20 protein-coding genes are annotated in these 19,827 nt (G+C 45.1%); 13 read left to right on the top strand and 7 right to left on the bottom strand.

Going from position 1 to position 19,827, the window contains the following annotated elements:
* Nucleotides 1-124 precede the first annotated feature (124 nt).
* Nucleotides 125-955: an ion transporter gene (locus tag ACHUFN_RS16855; RefSeq protein ID WP_394223721.1), complete on the bottom strand. Its 831-nt coding sequence runs from the start codon at nt 953-955 to the stop codon at nt 125-127.
* A 208-nt stretch (nt 956-1,163) separates the two neighbouring features.
* Here ACHUFN_RS16855 and ACHUFN_RS16850 point away from each other — a divergent pair, with 208 nt between their 5' ends.
* Nucleotides 1,164-1,316 (top strand): hypothetical protein, encoded by a 153-nt coding sequence (locus tag ACHUFN_RS16850; RefSeq protein ID WP_394223720.1) that lies wholly within the window; start codon nt 1,164-1,166, stop codon nt 1,314-1,316.
* 109 nt (nt 1,317-1,425) lie between these two features.
* Here the strand turns inward: ACHUFN_RS16850 and tolC are convergent, their stop codons facing one another.
* Nucleotides 1,426-2,799, bottom strand: a complete 1,374-nt coding sequence (gene tolC / locus ACHUFN_RS16845; RefSeq protein ID WP_394223718.1) for an outer membrane channel protein TolC — start codon at nt 2,797-2,799, stop codon at nt 1,426-1,428.
* Nucleotides 2,800-3,094: 295 nt separating this feature from the next.
* Between tolC and nudF the strand changes: the two genes are divergently transcribed.
* The 5 genes from nudF to parE all read left to right on the top strand — a co-directional run bounded on the left by nudF (nt 3,095) and on the right by parE (nt 7,705).
* Nucleotides 3,095-3,721 carry an ADP-ribose diphosphatase gene (nudF, locus tag ACHUFN_RS16840; protein ID WP_394223716.1) on the top strand — a complete coding sequence of 209 codons (627 nt, stop codon included), beginning with the start codon at nt 3,095-3,097 and terminating at the stop codon, nt 3,719-3,721.
* Entirely contained in the window at nt 3,718-4,158 is a 441-nt protein-coding gene (locus ACHUFN_RS16835) for a DUF1249 domain-containing protein (protein WP_394223714.1), read from the top strand. Before nudF ends, ACHUFN_RS16835 begins: the two co-directional genes overlap by 4 nt.
* Nucleotides 4,155-5,018 carry a metallophosphoesterase gene (locus ACHUFN_RS16830; protein WP_394223712.1) on the top strand — a complete coding sequence of 288 codons (864 nt, stop codon included), beginning with the start codon at nt 4,155-4,157 and terminating at the stop codon, nt 5,016-5,018. Before ACHUFN_RS16835 ends, ACHUFN_RS16830 begins: the two co-directional genes overlap by 4 nt.
* A gap of 91 nt (nt 5,019-5,109) precedes the next feature.
* Entirely contained in the window at nt 5,110-5,691 is a 582-nt protein-coding gene (locus ACHUFN_RS16825) for a YqiA/YcfP family alpha/beta fold hydrolase (protein WP_394223711.1), read from the top strand.
* 118 nt (nt 5,692-5,809) lie between these two features.
* Complete coding sequence (parE, locus tag ACHUFN_RS16820) at nt 5,810-7,705, top strand: DNA topoisomerase IV subunit B (protein ID WP_394223709.1); 1,896 nt, start codon at nt 5,810-5,812, stop codon at nt 7,703-7,705.
* Between the two features lie 91 nt (nt 7,706-7,796).
* Here the strand turns inward: parE and ACHUFN_RS16815 are convergent, their stop codons facing one another.
* Complete coding sequence (locus ACHUFN_RS16815; protein WP_394223707.1) at nt 7,797-8,474, bottom strand: hypothetical protein; 678 nt, start codon at nt 8,472-8,474, stop codon at nt 7,797-7,799.
* Between the two features lie 245 nt (nt 8,475-8,719).
* On the opposite strand from ACHUFN_RS16815, the gene ACHUFN_RS16810 reads away from it, so the two are divergent.
* Nucleotides 8,720-10,042: a YfiM family lipoprotein gene (locus tag ACHUFN_RS16810; RefSeq protein WP_394223705.1), complete on the top strand. Its 1,323-nt coding sequence runs from the start codon at nt 8,720-8,722 to the stop codon at nt 10,040-10,042.
* A 93-nt stretch (nt 10,043-10,135) separates the two neighbouring features.
* Here ACHUFN_RS16810 and ACHUFN_RS16805 read toward each other — a convergent pair whose 3' ends face one another.
* Nucleotides 10,136-10,468 (bottom strand): hypothetical protein, encoded by a 333-nt coding sequence (locus ACHUFN_RS16805; RefSeq protein ID WP_394223703.1) that lies wholly within the window; start codon nt 10,466-10,468, stop codon nt 10,136-10,138.
* A 243-nt stretch (nt 10,469-10,711) separates the two neighbouring features.
* On the opposite strand from ACHUFN_RS16805, the gene ACHUFN_RS16800 reads away from it, so the two are divergent.
* Nucleotides 10,712-10,903: a hypothetical protein gene (locus ACHUFN_RS16800; RefSeq protein WP_394223702.1), complete on the top strand. Its 192-nt coding sequence runs from the start codon at nt 10,712-10,714 to the stop codon at nt 10,901-10,903.
* Between the two features lies 1 nt (nt 10,904).
* Here ACHUFN_RS16800 and epmB read toward each other — a convergent pair whose 3' ends face one another.
* Entirely contained in the window at nt 10,905-11,930 is a 1,026-nt protein-coding gene (epmB, locus tag ACHUFN_RS16795; RefSeq protein ID WP_394223700.1) for an EF-P beta-lysylation protein EpmB, read from the bottom strand.
* Between the two features lie 36 nt (nt 11,931-11,966).
* Here epmB and efp point away from each other — a divergent pair, with 36 nt between their 5' ends.
* The 5 genes from efp to ACHUFN_RS16770 all read left to right on the top strand — a co-directional run bounded on the left by efp (nt 11,967) and on the right by ACHUFN_RS16770 (nt 17,671).
* Nucleotides 11,967-12,536, top strand: a complete 570-nt coding sequence (gene efp / locus ACHUFN_RS16790; RefSeq protein WP_014975647.1) for an elongation factor P — start codon at nt 11,967-11,969, stop codon at nt 12,534-12,536.
* 94 nt (nt 12,537-12,630) lie between these two features.
* Entirely contained in the window at nt 12,631-13,599 is a 969-nt protein-coding gene (gene epmA, locus ACHUFN_RS16785; RefSeq protein ID WP_394223698.1) for an elongation factor P--(R)-beta-lysine ligase, read from the top strand.
* A gap of 200 nt (nt 13,600-13,799) precedes the next feature.
* The gene (locus ACHUFN_RS16780; protein WP_394223696.1) at nt 13,800-16,301 is read left to right on the top strand and encodes a TonB-dependent receptor; all 2,502 of its coding nucleotides are present in this window, start codon (nt 13,800-13,802) and stop codon (nt 16,299-16,301) included.
* Between the two features lie 102 nt (nt 16,302-16,403).
* The gene (locus tag ACHUFN_RS16775) at nt 16,404-17,027 is read left to right on the top strand and encodes a gamma-glutamylcyclotransferase (RefSeq protein WP_394223694.1); all 624 of its coding nucleotides are present in this window, start codon (nt 16,404-16,406) and stop codon (nt 17,025-17,027) included.
* Nucleotides 17,028-17,146: 119 nt separating this feature from the next.
* The gene (locus tag ACHUFN_RS16770) at nt 17,147-17,671 is read left to right on the top strand and encodes a GNAT family N-acetyltransferase (protein WP_394223693.1); all 525 of its coding nucleotides are present in this window, start codon (nt 17,147-17,149) and stop codon (nt 17,669-17,671) included.
* 48 nt (nt 17,672-17,719) lie between these two features.
* On the opposite strand, the gene ACHUFN_RS16765 is transcribed toward ACHUFN_RS16770, so the two are convergent.
* Nucleotides 17,720-18,328 carry a peptidylprolyl isomerase gene (locus ACHUFN_RS16765; RefSeq protein ID WP_394223692.1) on the bottom strand — a complete coding sequence of 203 codons (609 nt, stop codon included), beginning with the start codon at nt 18,326-18,328 and terminating at the stop codon, nt 17,720-17,722.
* A 49-nt stretch (nt 18,329-18,377) separates the two neighbouring features.
* Complete coding sequence (locus tag ACHUFN_RS16760) at nt 18,378-19,610, bottom strand: methyltransferase (RefSeq protein ID WP_394223691.1); 1,233 nt, start codon at nt 19,608-19,610, stop codon at nt 18,378-18,380.
* Nucleotides 19,611-19,827 lie beyond the last annotated feature (217 nt).

Raw genomic sequence — 19,827 nt, 5'->3', positions numbered from 1 at the left:
CTTAATATTCATTGCAACTGGTCAAATGAGTTAAACGCCTTACGAAGTAGTGGAAGCAAACACGCATGATTGTTCACTTTCGAAGGCGCATTGGGCTGCCGTTTAACGCGTTGTTTGCAAAATACTACTTTTGCTTATCAGCTAATGCTGCTTTTAGGCTTTTTATTTCAGCTATTACTTCTGAGAGTGTTGGTTCTGCTGTGCCTAAAGCAGCTTGCTCTGCTTTGAGTGCCGCCTCTTTTTCTTCACGCGCTTTTTCGTTTTCCCTTTCCATCACGTTAACCACAATGCCAATCACCATATTTAAAAAGGCAAATGCGGTAAAAAAGATAAACGTGAGATAGAAAATCCAACTCAATGAGTAAACCTCCTGAGTTTCATACATAACATCAGTCCAATCTTCGAATGTCATGATTCTAAATAGCGTCAGCATGGAGATGGTGATATCTCCCCACAAAACAGGATTTATATTTTCAAATAGCGTGCTGCCTACCGCTGCGTAGATATAAAAAATGATAAACATTAACAGCATTACATAGCCTAACTGAGGCAATGCTTTAACCAGAGAAACCAATAGAATTCTGAGTTCAGGAATAATAGATATCATGCGTAGCACGCGAAACACGCGCACTAGACGCGCTATGAGCGCCAGTTCGGTATCGTCTGCGGGAATAAGACTAATCACCACAATTAGTGTGTCGAACCAGTTCCAGAAACTTTTAAAAAAGTAGCGTTTACGTTTTTCTGCTAAAAATCGAATGGTGATTTCGGTTAAGAAAAACGCACTGATAAACCAATCTAAGAACAAGGTGATTGAGGAAACACCTGCCGGAAGTTCATAGGTTTTTGCGCCCACGAGCAGCGCAGAGATAACAATTACACTGATAACAAAGGCTTCAAACCATTTGTTAGCACGAATTCGTTCAAATTTGTTTTGAAGTTCAGAGGCTTGCATTTTTTCTTATCACTCAAAGGAAAATCAACTAGCCAAAATGCTTGTGGAAGGCGCTTTTGGCGTTATACTAAAAATTCATAATGGCTGCGAAGGAATGCTTATTCCGAGCAACACTAAGGGTTACAGGCGCCGCTTTAAGCTTATATAAAGCCTAAAAACGGCTAGCAAAGGCAGCTTAATACGCGGTTTTAAAATAAAGGGCATAATCATGGATGATGAATTAAGGTCGTTGCAAGAGAAATTACGCTTGGTTTCTTCACGGCTGTCGAATTTTGCTCTTACGAAACAAAACGCAGAGGCGCTGTGTTTCGAATATCGCCAGTTGTTAAGCGCATTGAAAAAGTTTAGGCCTGTAGACTAAATTTCCTTCTTAACACTCTTGAACTATCGCCTTATAGTTTCTAGTGATACTTACGCTGACATAAAAAAGGGCAGCAAAAGCTACCCATTTTATAACAACAAAAGATTAATTAACCGTTTGTATTTGTGTCTGCTGGCTTTAAGCCACGGTTGATCATTGCTACGTCTTCACCCTTCAATGTCCCTGCAGCTTGTTTTAGCGTAATTACAGACTGGATAAAGTCGTAACGCGCACCAGCTAAATTGCGGCGAGCGTCAAATAAATTACGTGTGCTGTCTAGTACATCCACAATGGTACGCGTACCCACATCAAAGCCGGCTTCTGTTGCTTTAAGTGCGCTGTCAGCTGAAACAACAGACTGCTCTAAAGCACGAATAGTAGAAATTGACGCTTTTACATTGTTGAAAGAGCTGCGAATAGACTGCACGGTTTGGCGATAGGTCTGTTCTGCTGCTTGACTTGCTGCAACATAATTGAATTTAGCTTGATCGGTTTGCGATGAAACGCGAGAGCCTTGATAAATTGGAACATCCAACGTCACACTAATTGACTGACTATCAAGGTACGGCGTTTCAAACTGCAAAAATGGGTTCGAAATATCGTCTTTGTTTCTTGAAACACCAGCCGTTAAACCAAGTGTTGGTAAGTGGCCTGAACGTGCAATCGAAATATCTTCTTTTGCAATGTCCATAGCAAGTCGGTCAACCAGAAGTGCTAAGTTTTTATCCTGTGCAGTTTCTAACCACTCATCAACGACTGCAGGAACAGGCATTGTTGCTGAGAAGTTTTCAGTGTTCAAACCAAACAAACGGTCGTGATACTTGCCAGTGATAACGCGCAGTGCTTCAAGTGCAAACTCAAGCTCGTTTTTAGCTTGTATTTCCTGTGCTACGGTACTGTCGTAGTTGGCTTGTGCTTCATGTACGTCGGTAATTGCTGTTAAACCCACTTCAAATCGTTGGCGAGTTTGTTCTAACTGGCGTTCAATGGCACGTTTTTCTGAGCCGACGAATTCAACGTTATCGCGTGCTCGCAGTACGTCAAAGTAGGCCGTAACCGTACGCACAATCACGTCTTGCATGCTAGCAGCAAGCTGGGCGTCACTTTGCTCAGCAACTTTTTCAGCACGATCTAGCCCTAGCCAGTTCGCGTGGTCATACAGTGACATTTGCATTTGTAAACCATATTCAATGGTGTCTGCGTCTGTTTCAAATACCACAATTTGAAGGTCATCAGCGTTTGCACCTAGCGTTTGCGCGCGTTCAGCTGTTGAGGTTGTATAGGCTACCGAGCCAGATATCTGTGGTAGAAGGTTTGCGCGGCTAATACTAATCCCTTCAAACGCAGCATCACGTTGCGCTTTCGCTTGGTTAACCAATGGGTCGTTCGCCAGTGCTTGTTGATATACCTGCATAAGGTCATCGGCCAGCGCACCCGTTGTCATCGAAACACCGATAACCAGCGACAGAAGTGTTCGTTTCATGCTTACGTCTTCCTGTTGTGTTCAAGTTGCGTCGTCATTTGTTCTAAGGGACGACTTAATAAAACCAAGTGTATGAAAATTCAACCACAAACCGAAAGTCCAAACTCGTAACAGTATTTGATTAACTGTAACAGAATATGTGATCTACCCACGCAATTATTATAGTAATAGACGACTTGTAATATGAGTTTTCTGTTATTCGCTCACACCCCATGGTGCTTTTTCACGCATATACATGGTAAGTGTGTAAATGTACTATGTATGATAAATGTATTTGAACCATAAGTGTCAGCAAATGAGCAAGGAATTCCTTTCATTTACCTCAAATGACGTCGAAATCATTGACATTAAGCCAGTGTATCGTGGTTTCTTTACCATGAATCAGTATCAATTTAAGCATAAGTGTTTTAATGGAGAGTGGAGTGATACCGTCACGCGAGAAATATTTGAACGCGGTCATGCAGTGGGCATATTGCCCTACGACCCTGTTCTCCAAGAGTTTGTGCTTATTGAACAAGTAAGAATTGGGGCATTACCCACATCTTCAAGCCCCTGGTTGATAGAAATTATTGCAGGCATGATAGATAAGGGCGAAACACCGGAAGCAGTATGCCATAGAGAGTCAATGGAAGAGGCTGGCATCACGTTAGATAAGTTAACGAAAGCATTAAGTTATTTATCAAGCCCTGGCGGAACCACAGAAAGATTACATATTTTTATGGCAAAAACAGATGCTAGCCAGGCACATGGTGTACACGGCCTGGAAAGCGAGTCTGAAGATATAAAAGTACACCGCATTAAAGAGAACACTGCCCTTGAATGGTTGGAAAATGGCCATATTGACAACGCCGCAGCGCTAATTGCGCTACAATGGTTCTTTATGCATAAAACACAACTTCTGGAGCAATGGCAGACATCGTGACTCAACGCAATCAACGAAAATATGTACCTCATCTTCCTTCAATGCAGGCGCTGTGCGAACTGAACTATTCGCACGTGCTGAGAATTTTGCCCGACTGTGATACGGAAGATTTGAGCTATGAATTTTCAATTGGTGTTGGCCTGTCTTACGAGATTCAGATAGTGGAATCTGCTCGCTACACCAGTACGTTAAGTATCAGGCAAACCACCAAAGACATGCCCGCTTACTTAACGCCAACCATGACAGTGCGCCTTTATCACGATGCTAGAATGGCTGAGGTAATAAACAGTCAGAACACAGGGGCATTGGAGCCGTCTTACGATTATCCGAACTTGAAAATGCGCCAGCGAAACGAAAAGCATATGGTGAATATCTTTTTGGCCGAGTGGCTAAACTTTTGTTTGCAGCATTCCTCAAGCGTTACGTCTGAAGCGTGATTACCCTTATACAGCTAAGTGACTGCCACCTACTAAAAGACAAAGATAAAGCGGCCTATAGTGGCATAGCACCCTATCATTCGTTAGAAAATGTGCTTCAAAGTGTAGTGGCCGATATCGCTCGAGGCTTTAAAAGTGTCGAACACAAACATATTGAAGAAGCGCCTTCAGGAAAAGCGGAAGATGAAGTATCGGGTGAGGCTATAACCAATACTACGCTGCTAGTTACCGGAGACATAAGCGGAGACCACTCGCCTGAAAGCTATCAGCATTTTTTAGACTTAATGGACGAATACATTGCACCGCTAAATTTGAGTTGGTTTGTGTTGGCTGGGAATCACGATAATAACCCGTATTTCGAAAAAGCATTGGGACATCGTCATCTAAAGCGTGATAAATCGCTTCAGTTTGAGCACTGGCATATTCACGGCATGGACACGCGAGTAGATGGAAATACCCATACGTCGGGTGGCGAGGTAAGTGAAAGCGATGTACAAGCCCTTGAGCATGCGCTTAAAGCGTCTTCTACTGTAAATCATGTGATTGCGCTGCATCATCATGTGCTGCCTTCAAACAGTTGGATGGATAAACACTTCTTAGCTAACGCAAAACGTGTTGTGTCGCTATCAGAGCGATATCCGCAAGTGAAAGCGTTGATTCATGGTCACGTGCATTCGCCTCTGCGACAACACATAGGGCAGGGTGCCACGCCTTCTTTTGGCAGCCCCTCAACGTGTTGGCAGTGGGAAATGCAGCAAGAATTTGGTGTCAGTCATGAACTGCCCGGATACCAAGTGATTAGTTTGTTTGACGACGGTGGTATAACGGTGTCGATAGAACGGGTAGCTCTTGCGCCTTGAAGCTTTTAACGTCTGGCAAAAGTGACGTGCTTAAATCACAACGAAAAGACAGCAATTTCAAGTGAAAACCAGAACAAAAAAAGAGAACAACATGCAGCACATACTATATCTTCACGGTTTTTTAAGCTCCCCCAAATCGATAAAAGCACAAGCTACACATGCGTACTTCCAGCAGCATCACGCTAACGTTACGTTGCATATTCCTGAACTTTCTAATTTTCCTAGTAAAGTTGAAAGTCAGCTATTAGAACTGATTGAAAGCACACCCGCGCTTTTAGAAGGCGGGCTTAAACTCATCGGTAGCTCCATGGGCGGTTATCTTTCTACTTTCTTACTGGAAAAGTTTGGTGGAAAAGCCGTGTTAATAAATCCTGCTGTGCGACCTTATGAACTACTGCAGAGCTTTATTGGTCCTCATGAAAACCCATATAGCAAAGAAAAGTTTGAAATTGTGGAAAGCGACATGGGCGTTATACAAGCGTTAGAAGCAGAAACAATCAAGCAACCTGCTAGCTATAAAGTGTTGCTGCAAACCGAAGATGAAACGCTAGACTATCGCTTAGCCGCCGAGAAATATGCGCAAAGTCACTTAGTCATTGAAGAAGGGGGCGATCACAGCTTTGTCGGCTATGAAAATCACCTGCCAGCCATTGCCGAGTTTTTGCTGAAATAAGCGCATTGCCAGTCTTCATTAGCCCTGCTAACATCATTCATACGCTGCGCGGTATTGTTTATAACTAGAGTACTGCGTGCCTCTTTCTTCGTCGTTGGCTTAAATAACAACCATAACTATGTCAAATCAATACAATTCTGATGCTATCGAGGTTTTAAACGGCCTTGACCCCGTAAAACGTCGCCCCGGTATGTATACCGACACAACCCGTCCGAACCACTTAGGGCAGGAAGTTATCGATAATAGTGTGGATGAGGCGCTTGCTGGGCACGCGTCTAACATCAAAGTTATTTTGCATGAAGACCAATCGTTAGAAGTTATTGACGATGGGCGTGGAATGCCAGTGGATATTCACCCTGAAGAAGGGATCTCGGGTGTAGAACTAATTCTATGTAAGCTTCACGCAGGTGGTAAGTTTTCAAATAAAAACTACGCGTTTTCAGGTGGTTTACACGGGGTAGGTATCTCGGTGGTGAACGCCCTTTCTACGCGGGTTGAGGTAACCATTCGACGAGACAGCAGTGTTTATCAAATAGCCTTTGAAAACGGCGATAAAGTAGAAGATTTACAAGTTATTGATACATGCGGTAAGCGCAATACCGGTACCCGCGTGCATTTTTGGCCAGATCCTCAGTATTTTGACTCGGCAAAGTTTTCTGTAAGTCGTCTTGTTCACAACTTACGCGCGAAAGCGGTGTTAAGCCCTGGCTTACGAATTCGCTTCGACAACAAAATAACCAAAGAAAGCCAAGAGTGGTATTACGAAGACGGCCTTAAAGACTACTTATACCAAGCGGTAGAAGAGTTCGAAACCTTACCGTCAGATACACCGTTTGTGGGAAGCTTTAGCGGCAATACCGAAGCTGCTGACTGGGCAGTAATGTGGTTGCCGGAAGGTGGCGATTTAGTGACAGAAAGCTATGTGAACCTTATTCCAACCGCACAAGGTGGAACGCACGTGAACGGGCTGCGTCAAGGCTTACTTGAGTCAATGCGTGAGTTTTGTGAATTTAGAAACTTAATGCCTAGAGGCGTAAAACTATCGCCCGATGATATTTGGGATCGCTGCGCCTATATTCTGTCGACTAAAATGCAGGACCCGCAGTTTGCAGGGCAAACCAAAGAGCGATTGTCCTCTCGCCAAGCCAGTGCGTTTGTATCGGGCGTAGTGAAAGATGCCTTCAGTTTATGGTTAAACCAGCATACTGAAATTGCCGAAGCATTGGCAGAAATGTGTATTAACAATGCCCAGCGCCGTCTACGTCAAACTAAAAAGGTTGCCCGCAAAAAGGTGACTCAAGGCCCTGCATTGCCAGGGAAGCTTACCGATTGTTCGTCGCAAGATATTTCTTATTCAGAATTGTTCTTGGTAGAAGGTGACTCTGCAGGTGGCTCGGCTAAACAAGCGCGGGATAGAGAATTTCAGGCCATAATGCCGCTACGCGGAAAAATTCTTAACAGCTGGGAAGTAGATTCTTCTCAGGTACTTGCGTCACAAGAAATTCACGATATTTCAGTGGCACTGGGTATAGACCCTGATTCAACAGATTTGTCGGGCTTACGCTACGGCAAGATTTGTATTCTTGCCGATGCTGACTCAGATGGTCTGCATATTGCCACGCTATTGTGTGCATTGTTTGTTCGTCACTTTAGAACCTTGGTAGAACAGGGGCACGTTTACGTAGCTATGCCGCCGCTGTTTAGAATTGATGTGGGCAAAGAGGTGTACTACGCGCTGGATGAAGGCGAGAAGCAGGGCATACTTGACCGTATTGAAGCCGAAAAGAAACGGGGCAAAGTGAATGTGCAACGCTTCAAAGGCTTGGGTGAAATGAACCCGCTTCAATTGCGTGAAACTACAATGGACCCAAATACACGTCGCCTTGTTCAGCTGACCATTGAAGATGCAGATGAAATGATGGAACTGATGGATATGCTGCTTGCGAAAAAGCGTTCGGGCGACCGAAAGACATGGCTTGAAAGCAAAGGCAACATGGCTGAAGTGGCGCTGTAATACAGCTTAGGCACTTGTATGGTAACCGTACAGAAAGTGCTAAACAAAAATGCCTTGCTACACAAACTTGAGGTTAAGAAACGCCGAGATATTACCCTGATACAGGGAGTTCTCGGCGTTTTAGTTTGTGCATTTGCAATAGAATACTACCGCGCATAATTACGCTGGTGCCGTTTAAGATGAGCAGCGGCCAGCTTTGGCTTAAGGGCATTGTTAAGCCAAACACTAAGGTACTGACGTCTTTTATTAATATATTTCTAAAAAGCGCAAACGACAGCGAGCCCACTTTTTGCCTTCGCTGAAGCACCAACCACTGATGCAGTGAGCCTTGAAATAAGATGACGGTTACAACCAGCATTAATGTGTTGGCACCCAGTTGGGCTAAAGAAGGGAACGGGCGAAAAGCGATAGACACGGTGCCGCCAATTAGGGCCACAAGGGCGATAAATGCGACATAACGGGAAACCTTCGTGCGTCTGTGTTGCCATATTTTCCAGATGATAACTAGCGTCAGTATGAGCGCGCCGAAGCGCGTCCATACCAAATAGTGGTTAAATGGCTCTACTGAAATGCCAAATAAAAAAATGGAAAAAAACGCGAAATAGCTAGAGCCAAATTGGTTTAGTGAAAGGCTATAGTTAGCATCATCGCTATTGTTATTTCCAAGAGCGACCTGATAGCGGGCCATGGCTTTTATTTGTGACCAAAGCCCTAGCCACGTGAGTAAAAATAGTGCGGCACTTGCAAACCCTAAAACATGGTAAAGCACTCAAATAGCTCCACATTCGAAAATGTACACAGCGTTAAAAGTTATGCAGTGTATCATACGCAGGCCCCAAACGTTTTAGAGACATACATAACAAAGCTTCATCCACTGATTTGTTACTTGTCTTCAAATAAGACGAATGACCATCAACTTACTATGGCCTAGTGACATGTAAGCAGATAACGTAGTATAACCAATATTTAACCCTACGAAGTATCTAGGTTTTTCACGGATAAAGCAGCGGTCTTATGATGATGCGTAGCGTAAAATGGCTTCTTATTAGTATAGCCTTCATAGTTTTCCTACTTGTTGTAGGTGTGGTTGCCGTTACTATTATGGCTGTGCAAAAAGCACCGCTGGTTGCGTCTACCGCCCCCACGCAGCTTGATGGGGCCGACAGCGTTAACGAGTTACTGAGTCAGTTACAACAAGCTTTTTCTCATCGGGAAGAGGGTCATCAGATAACGTTATCTGAAACCCAAGTTGAAAGTTTAGTGGGGGTTTTGCAGCGCGCTTTGCCTGAATTTAAAGGCTTGGTAAATATCAGTCCGATTGCCGGAACGGTAAACGTGACGTACGCCATTAACGACACCGGCTACTATGTCAACGCGTCGGCATTAGTGCTTCCAGGTGACAGCTTACGCATTGAACAAGTTCAAGTTGGCGATTTAACTATTCCTGGGCGTTTTTTGTTACGTTTTCTCGAGCGTACAGTTAACTCCTACACCAATTCACAGATTGCCACTATCGCTTTGTCGCGGGTGGAAAGAGTAACCATGCGCAGCGGTGAACTAACCCTTGATGTGGGGCGTTTAGATCAACTGCTAAGTGAACTGAATGTTGTGGCATCGAACATGGCGGTGAGTGATGAAACTGAACTTCAACGTCTGTCTGCCTACTATTTGCGTTATTTGTCAGGTAGAGAAATTGCGCTATCGAACAAGCCAGTTTCTCTTATCGAGTATTTGCGAGAGGGCATGGCAAGGGCGCGTGAACAAAGTGACACACCACAAGACGCGGTGCTGCACAATAAAGCGGTAGTGTTGGCACTGGCAGTTTATGTAGGTCACCATCGTATTGGCACCTTGGTGGGCAACATTCAGCCCGACGCCGATAAAGCATTGAAGCCGCGCAGAGGTGCAGTGCTGCACAAGCGCAATGACTTGGCTCGGCACTTTATTATTTCCGCGGCGCTAGAGTTACTTGCCGAGCAAGGTATGTCAATGGCTATTGGAGAGTTTAAGGAGCTGATGGACCGTGGAAATGGTGGTTCAGGTTACAGCTTCGTGGATTTGGCGGCAGATATATCGGGCACTGAGTTTGCCCAAGTTGCAACTAATCCCGCGACCGCTATGGCGGTGCAAAATTCAATAGCGCGCATTCGAAGTGAGCTTGAAATCATTCCACCTATAGATGGGTTGCCTGAAGGATTGAGTAAACAAGCATTTACCGAACAATACCAACGGGTAGACAGCGAGGCTTATCTTCAAGAGGTAAACAAAATTAGACGCAGAATTGATTTAATGCCGCTTTATAATCGTGAAAATGTTAGCAGGAGCAACGAAGAGTAAAAGAGCAAAACCTGTTAACGAAGCATGAACTTACCCCAGTAAAACGAAAGCCCGCTTTTTTGAAGCGGGCTTTTATTTTTATTCCTATTTATTCTAGCTCTTAGAGAGTGATTGCTGAAACTGGGCAATGGTTACTAGCGCTAGCTCTAATTTTTTTATCAACGGTGCCAGTGCTTGTTTTGCTGCATTGTCATCAAGTTCTTTCAGCGCTTGCCAGTCGTTAGCAATTTCTTGTACGTAGGGCCCGAAGCGCTTAGCTGAGGTAGTAAACCCACTGTCATCTGCAAACACGGCTGCAAACTTACCTTTTTGATCCCGCTGCAAATTATCTAAGATTTGATCAGCATCAACGGCTTTGCGGTGTAGCGTTTGAAGGGTTTCTTGAAGCTGTTGATGTACAGCTTGCATCTCTTGGCTTTGTTGCATGATCACGCCTTTTTCTTTCTGAGTGTTAGATTATTCGTTAACTGTGTAACTAGTGCGCTTGGCTTTTGCGCTACATTAATACTATTCGATAAAAAATGATTAAAGTTTCGACTATAAAGGTCGATACCCTAAAGAGTGTTGTAGTTTGCGCAACGTTATCGTTTGCGTAATACTCAACATGCGGTAAAGGTGGGCAATTCTGCCCATTTTTTTACTTTGCTACAAGCAACAAAGGAAAATGGTATGGATCTACAAGGTGCTAGTGCCTCTGGAACGTCCGGTGCGTCACTTGAGTTGGCCTCTCTTAAGTTGGCTAAAAGCCAACAACAACAAGAGGGACAAGCGTCGCTTCAGTTGCTGGAATCAGCCTCTGACGTACCAAAATCGTCATCTTCAAACCCCGCGTTAGGCGCCAACATTGATACCTTCGCGTGAGTTAGGGATGCAACTTTAAGTCGATAGGCGTTTTGCCGGGTTGCCCGCCAATTTCTCTCACAAGTTTTGGCACTAAAAAGCCCGGCAGGCGCTTTATCGCTTCTTCCATAATGTCTCGGCCCTTGTCGTCGCTGACATAAAAGTGGCTTGCGCCCTGCACTTTATCTAGCACGTGCAAATAATAGGGCAACACGCCCGCCTCAAACAGTGTCTCACTTAAGTTACTCACCGCTTCGCCTGAATCATTAACCCCTTTCAATAGTACGGATTGATTTAGCAGGGTTACGCCTTTTTCTCGAAGTACATGAAGCTGAGTTTTAAGCGACGTTGATATTTCATTAGCATGGTTTGCGTGAAGTACCATGACCTTCTGAATGGGCAGTGCGGTAAACCAATCGATAAACTCATGGCTAATTCTTTCAGGCAGTACAACAGGCAGTCGAGTGTGAATACGCAAGCGTTTTATGTGAGGTATTGCGGCAATTTCGTTGGCTAACCACGACAAATGGTCGTCTTTCGCCATGAGTGGGTCGCCGCCTGAAAAGATAACCTCGTTAATGTTGCCGTTGCCGCGAATGTAGTTGAGCACATCAACCCACTGATGTTTACTTACTGAATTGTCGGCATACGGGAAATGGCGGCGAAAGCAATAACGGCAGTTAACCGCACATCCAGTGCGTACCATTAATAATACGCGAGAGTCGTATTTGTGAAGAATACCTTTGCCGGCAGTATCGTGTTCTTCAAGTGGGTCTTCACTGTAACCAGGAGAGGTTAAAAACTCGTCGCTTAGCGGCATAACTTGCAAAAAAAGCGGGTCGTTTGGGTTACCTTTCTCCATTAAATTCACAAAATGCCGTGGAACACGCATGGGAAAAAGTCGTCTAGCTTTAATATGTTGCGCGTATTTTTCTTCGTCTAAACCTAAGTGTTGCAACAGTTTTGCAGGGTCAGTGAAACTACTAGCTAATTCTTTTTGCCAGTTATGCTCTACAGAAATCGGTTTTTTAGGTATTATTTGTTCCACGAAACTTTTTGTACCTTATGTTTAGACAGAGGAATTATGGCTAATTACAGCACCAACGAGTTCAAAGGCGGCCTGAAAATCATGCTGGACGGCGAACCTTGCAACATTCTAGAAAACGAATACGTAAAGCCGGGTAAGGGCCAAGCGTTTAACCGCGTAAAAATCCGCAAACTTATTTCAGGTAAAGTTTTAGAGAAAACTTTCCGCTCAGGTGAGTCAGTAGAAGGCGCTGATGTAATGGATACAGAGCTTGCCTACTTGTACACCGACGGCGAATTCTACCACTTTATGAACAACGATACATTCGAACAAATCGCTGCAGATGAAAAAGCAGTGGGCGAGAACAAAAAGTGGTTGGTAGAAAACGACGTTTGTACTATTACATTGTGGAACGGTTCACCTATCACAGTAACACCACCAAACTTTGTTGAGCTAGAAATCACAGAAACAGATCCTGGCCTTAAAGGTGATACAGCGGGCACAGGCGGCAAGCCAGCAACGCTTAGCACTGGTGCAGTTGTGCGCGTTCCTCTTTTTGTTCAGACAGGCGAAGTTATCCGTGTAGATACGCGCTCTGGCGAATATGTGTCTCGTGCACAAAAATAATTTCTGAAACATACGCGCTTTTTGCGCGCAGTTTGAATTTAAAACCGGTGCCTGAGCGTACCGGTTTTTTGTTTTACTTTTCAGGTTTGAAACTATGCAATCTTGGCAACCAACCACCACTCATTCAGCCCGCCAAGCTCGCGCCGAGCTTCTTCGTACTATCCGTGAGTTTTTTTATACAAGGAAAGTATTGGAAGTGGAAACACCCTTACTTTCAAGTGGTACTGTAACTGATGAGCACCTTGATGGGTTTAACACCACGTTCAATTTTGCTGCGTCAGGTCAACCCACTCAGCTATATCTGCAAACATCGCCAGAGTATGCCATGAAGCGGCTGCTATGCGCACAAAGTGGCTCTATTTATCAAATTTGTAAGGCTTTTCGTCATGAAGGTGAAGGGCGATGGCATAACCCTGAGTTCACTATGCTTGAGTGGTATCGTTTGGGGTTTGATCACTTCGCGCTAATGAACGAAGTAGATGCGCTATTGCAAGAAACCCTCGCTACGCTGCCATCAGATAAGATGACCTATCAGCAAGCTTTTCAAACATACCTCAACATCGACCCGTTATGCGCCAGCGATGATGAATTGCTTACTGCCATGCTTGAGCAAAAGATAGACATTCACGAGCCGCAAGACTTAAGTTTCGACAGTAAGCTGCAGCTGCTGTTTAGTTATTGTATTGAGCCGAAAATAGGCAGTGAAAAACCATGTTTTGTCTATGATTTTCCCGCTTCTCAAGCTGCATTGGCGAAACTTAGCGCAGCGGATAATCGTGTAGCAGAGCGGTTTGAGGTGTACTTCAAAGGTGCTGAGTTAGCAAATGGGTTTAACGAACTTAGTGAAGCAAAAGAGCAACGAGCTCGTTTCGAAGTCGACAATGAAAAGCGAAAAGCGAGTGGACTAGCGGTGAAACCCATTGATGAACACTTTTTAAGTGCGTTAGAGGCTGGTTTGCCGTCGTGCGCAGGAGTGGCGCTTGGCGTTGACAGATTACTTATACTTAAGATTGAGGCAGCGCACATTCGCGATGTAATTAGCTTTCCGGTGAGCCGCGCCTAGCTTGCTTACTCAACTACACAAAACAAATAAAAGGGGTTAAGTGAGCAAATGCCTCAATCTTGCCCCTAATTAATCACAAAACATTAAATTTTGTTGAATACTCGGCAAGTAGCTTTCCAAACGTTGACACTTCGCAACTGATACTGAAAAATGTTATAACATCTCTAGAAATACGTTATAACATCCTCAGAGGAATCATCATGAAAATGCGTTCGCTGCTAAGTTTGTCCATAGCAGGGCTGTTAAGTGCGCCAGTATATGCCACCACTGTAACAGGCAAGGTTACCGACACCGCGGGCCAGCCTGTCGAGGGAGCAGAAGTTAAAATTGAGGGCACTCGCCGCGTCGCTTACACCGATGAAAACGGTATCTATCGTTTTGACGATGTGAAGCAGCCTCATATTCATTTACATGTTTATTCATCTGATTATATCCATGGCGACAACGACCTTGGCGACGTGTCTACCGATCAAAACGTTGACTTTGTACTTAAGCCTTCTTCAATTGAAAATATCGTTGTAACGGCTAATGCACTTCAAACGTCGGTACTTGAATCAGTCACGCCTGTGACGGTTATCAGCGAAGATAAGCTTCGTAAAATTGAAGCGCCTACACTAGGTGAAACGCTTAAAAACACCCCTGGGGTACACAGCACCTATTTTGGCCCCGTATCAAGCAGCCCAATTATTCGTGGTAACGATGGCCCTCGCGTAAGAATTGTACAAAACGGCCTTGATGTATCAGACGTCTCGCGCGTAGGCCCTGATCACAACGTTGCATCGACACTTACCAGCGCTACACAAGTTGAAGTATTGCGCGGCCCAGCAACGTTGCAGTATGGCAGCGGCGCTATCGGCGGTGTAGTTAACGTGGTAGACAAGCGTATTCCTCAGTACCAAGTTGACGGTGTGGAAGGTGAAGCTGAAGTAAGTTACAGCACAGTAAACGAGGGCACTTTCACGCGCGGCGACGTAACCGGCGGCAGCGGTAACTGGGCATGGCACATAGATAGCTTCTATCGCGATACGGAAAACGCTGATATTCCAGGGTTCGCATCGGTAGAGCCTGATGACGATGAGCCAAATGGCGTGCTTGAAAGCAGCGCTATGGAAACGACAAATGTAGTTGCTGGTCTATCTTACGTAGCAGATGAAGGGTATTTCGGTTTTGCTGTTGAAAAGCTAAATAACGAGTACGGTGTGCCGGGTCATAGCCATGGTCATGGCGAAGAGCATGACGAACATGATGAAGATCACGAAGACGATATCATGGGCGAACACGACGAGCATGACCATGAAGAGCATGGCGAAGAAGGTGTATTGCTAGACGTTGATATGACTCGCTACCAAGCTGCTGGAGAGTGGCTTTCACCTATCCGTGGACTAACAAACCTGAAGTTTGCCGCATCATACACAGACTATGAGCACGCTGAGATTGAAGATGGCGAGCCGGGTACAGTGTTTTCAAACGAAGCCAGTGACATCCGCCTTTCGGCTTACCATGAGGAGATAAACGGCTGGCACGGCGTATTTGGCTTGCAGTTCAACCACAGCGACTACAACGCCGTGGGTGAAGAGGCGTTTACTCCTGCCAATACAACATCAAGTTTTGCACTTTACGTTGTTGAACAAAAGAAAGTGGGTGACGTTACGTTCGAATTGGGCGGCCGTTTAGAGCGTACCAGTATTGATGCAGACGACAGTGAAATTGAACTAGAAATTGCGCATGATGAACATGAAGGTGAAGAGCACGAAGGTGAAGAACATGACGAGCACGAAGGTGAGGAGCACGAAGAGCACGAGCTAGCCTTTAGTTTCCCTGAATACGACTTCACCAGCCTTTCATTATCAGCCGGTGCAAACTGGGAATACGTAGAAGGCCACTCTATTGCCGTAACGCTGTCACGCAGTGAACGTGCGCCAAGTCAGCAAGAGCTGTTTTCTGCGGGCCAGCATTTAGCGACTCAAAACTACGAAGTTGGCCTAGTGTTCGATATGGACGAAGAGGGCCATATTGAAGAAACGCTTAACAGCGTAGAGGAAGAGGTTAGCACGAATTTAGACTTAACATTCCGTAAGTTTACGGGGGATTGGGGCTACAGCGTGTCGTTCTTCTACAACCAGGCTGACGACTATATTTTCCAAACCAATACAGGGCTTGTTGCCCTCAGCGAGCACGGTCATGACGACGAGCATGAAGAGCACGAAGAAGAGCAAATGGAAGGGGAGCACGAAGAGCACGGGGATGAGGAAGGTTTGCCAGTGTTCTACTTCCAGCAAGCCGATGCTGATATTTGGGGCTTTGAAGCAGAAACGTATTTCGATTTAAGCGATACATTACGTCTTACTGTATTTGGCGATTATATTCGCGCTGAAATTGAAGACGACAATCTTCCGCGCACTCCTCCCATGCGTTTTGGAAGTGAGTTGAGCTATGTAAACGATGGTTTAAGCGCGGACTTGGGCTTTACTTGGTATGACGAGCAAATTCAAGTGGCGTCGTTTGAAACCACGACCGACGGCTACACCTTAGTAAATGCTAGCGTGCAATATGAATTTGGCGCGCAAGGCATCAATTGGGTAGTGTTTGCTCGAGGTGAAAACTTGACGGATGAAGAAGCGCGAGTTCACACGTCGTTCTTGAAGGATCAAGCACCACTTCCAGGTAGAAACTTTACAATGGGTGTGAGAGCGTTGTTCTAATAAACGTTTAAATTAAAATAAAGGGCGGTGTCTTGCACACCGCCTTTTGCGTTTTTAGACTAGAAGAATCATGAACAAGCTTTTTGTAGAGTAGAGGTGTAAATGAATGAACTAGCCCAATGGCTGAATTTGCAAACCGAAAAGCACATAGTGTTAGGTTATGGAAGCTTGCTAAGCAAAAATAGTCGAGAGCGCTTTTCGAACATTTATACCCAGGGTATTCCTGTTACTGTTTCAGGGTTCGAGCGAGCGTGGGTGACCAGAAGTTTGCAAGAAAAGCAGACTTATGTAGGTGCTGTGGCTAATGCCCGCAGTCAATTGAACGCTCAGCTTATTCCCACACAAATTAACCCTGCGCTGCAAGAGCGCGAAAAAGACTATCAATTTGTGGCAGTAAACCCGCAAGACCTAAACTTTCACTCACACCATGGTGATGCAACACCGTGGCTAGAAGAGCGGCTTTCTGCGTTTACTTTTTGGATTTGTGAAACCCTTGATTGCGCCCCTGCAAGCGAAGAGTATCCCGTACATCAAACGTATATCGATACCTGTATAGCAGGGTGTTTGGAACACGGTGGCAAAGAAGAGGCAGAGCGGTTTGTGGCGCATACGTCGCTCTGGGATCACCCCAGAGTGAACGACAGGGCCAACCCCAAGTACCCTCGCGCGGCATTAGTAGAAAGTGATGTTTCTAACGATATAGACAAGCTGCTGGCCGATACATAACTTGCGCCAACGGTGCGATTTTCTTCATGCTAAGTTCTTATGAATGTGCTTTCGCTTAACACGTGAACTGATTTACTCTATAAAGAGGCACTTGGCAGTTTATTGGAAGAAGGATTAGTGTGAATACTGACTCATCGACTTTCACAACCCAGCGTATATCATTGCGGCCGCTGACTTATGACGATCAGCATTGGGTACTAGCACTTCAACAAGACGCGCTTTGGAAAAAGTTCATTGGCAGCAGAAACGTAAACAGCTTAGAAGATGCATGCGATTACATTAGCAGAACCAATGCGCAGCGAGAAGAGTGGGGGTACGGGTTACTGGCGGTCGAGCTAAAGGAAACAAAACAGCCGCTGGGCGTTTGTGGGCTGTTTAACCGTTTTGCTTTTGTTTACCCAGATTTGGGGTTCGCTATGCTGCCAGAAGCAAGGGGAAAGGGCGTGTGTCTTGAAGCATGTCAGTGTGTTATCAATTGGTCAGCTGCAAGAGGGTATCGCTTTTTAACCGCAATGACCCACCCAGAAAACGTGGCCTCGCAAAACCTGTTGTCGCGCTTAGGGTTTGAAAAGCAGGGCCTATACTTTGACAAAGCTTTTCCCGGTCAACACTTATATAGGTTGGAAATGCCACCTCGTGCCTAGCACATTCACCCATCAAACCCAGCTCTTCATTTACCGGTAACGGCAAAACTACAGCGGAGGCAGCACGGTCATTTTCTTAATGATTATGGGCTCAACAGGCACGTTGTTGGCGTTTAAGTGAATAGAATATTCCGTTTCGACCTCTGACATGGCATCTACAATGTCTTCACCTTCTACAATTACCCCAAATACTGCGTAGCCCCAGTCTCTACCGGGGTTTAAGCTGGTGTTGTCGTTCACATTAAAGAAAAATTGGCGGTTCGCCGTATGCGGGTCACTCTGTCTTGCCATCGCTATGGTGTGAAGGTCGTTTAGTAAACCGTTGCCAGATTCGTTAAAAATGTCTGGGAAGTTTGACTTGCCGTTGAAGTCGGCCGTATAACCACCACCTTGCACAACAAAGCCTGGCACGATGCGATGAAAAATAGTGTCTTCATAAGCACGTTTATCTACATAGCGTAAGAAGTTATTAGCCGTTATAGGCGCGCGGCGTCTGTCGAGCTCAACCACAATATCACCCATAGAGGTTTCAATTTTAACGCGTGGGTAATAGTTATCAGGCTGAACATGAGAGCCGTCGTCTTTTTTCGCCATAGCCGACGCGCTGCTTCCTATCAACAAGACGGCAGTAAGAAGATGTAAAAGTATTTTTTTCATAAAAATGCCTTTGAATATATTGGGTGTTGTGCGCTTTTTATTTTGGTGCTTAGCGTTTCGCTGTGCCTAAGATAACGAACTTTTTGTCACTGGCAAGTACCTTGGCACCACCAAACAACTTTTTAAGTTTAATGTGGTAGTCGAGGTGTCGGTTGCCCACCACCACCAAATGACCGCTTTTTATAAGTAGGTCTCGTGAGTCGGTAAACATCTGCCACGCTATGTGGTCAGTTATCGCGTTTTGTTGGTGAAATGGCGGGTTACACAGAATTTTGGTAACAGCAGGTTTACTGTCGCGATTAAGTAGTGTTTCAAGACAATTACTTGCCACAAATTCGCACTGTTCGATTTTGTCAGGGAAATTATTCAGTACATTCAGCCTGGCACTTTCCAGCGCCATATACGATTCATCTACAAAAATCACTTTGGCATCAGGGGCAAGAGAAAGCGCGTTAACCCCTAATACGCCGTTGCCGCAACCCAAATCAACAACTACGTCGTTAGCACTCACCGTCATGTGCTCTAGCATAATGCGGGCGCCGATATCCAAAGACTGCCTTGAAAATGCATTCGCAAGGTTGTCTATGGTTAATGCCGCGCCCATGGTGCTCTTGCACTGCCATCGCGTAGGGTAAGGCGAGTTTGCGAGTTTGAGTGACGTGCGAGGAGTAGCAAAGATAAGTCGCGATTTCTTTTTGGCAAGCGATGTGGTGGTGGGGCCAATGTAACGCTCAAAAAGGTTAAGTACAGATTTTGTAATGGCTTTCACTTTTCCCGTAGCCACAACTCGCGTTTCTGGTGTGATATACCGCTGTAAATCAATAAGCTGCTGTTCAAGCAACGCAAGGGCCCGGGGCACTTTTAGTACAACAATACTTGGTGATTTTTCCGGGGTAAACGTTAAGCTTTGCACGCTGGTTAGTGTTTGAACCGGTGCTGTTTGCGGTTCGCTTACGTTATCGTTTGTTGATGCATCAAGTAGCTGATTGGCCTTTAAGTTTTCGTGAAACGAACGTAACGATATATACGAGTCCGATACCCAATACGGCGCTAAGTGTGAAAACCAACAGCCTAACGCGCCGAAATCGTCGTTAAAGATCATCATTGTGCCATCGTTTTCACCGCTGCCAATTGAAAGTGCTTCTTCACTTAGTAGGGTGTCAATATGCTCTATGAGAAGCTCATCTGCGCTATCCCATGCCTGAAGGCTGACGTGCTGATGCTTTTCAGGGTAGCGAATTAGCGAGAATTGTCGGTCGGCAAAAATAAATTCTGTGTTCATGGAAATCTGTTTTCAGGGAAAGGCTCATGACATTCACCATAGGTAAATGTGCATTGGGTTACGTTTTCGGCGCTATCTTACCATATCGACCGTGCGGCTCTAACTGTGATGATAGATCAAATGATGAATACTTAAATGCTCTTATAAGGTGAAACGTTTACTTTGTGTTAATAATGTGAAAATATTGTTAAATAAGCCTTTTCCGACCACTTAACAA

This window comes from Alteromonas gracilis (genome assembly GCF_043642145.1).
Classification (GTDB): Bacteria; Pseudomonadota; Gammaproteobacteria; order Enterobacterales; family Alteromonadaceae; genus Alteromonas; species Alteromonas gracilis_B.
This window is presented reverse-complemented; position numbering and strand designations above follow the sequence as displayed.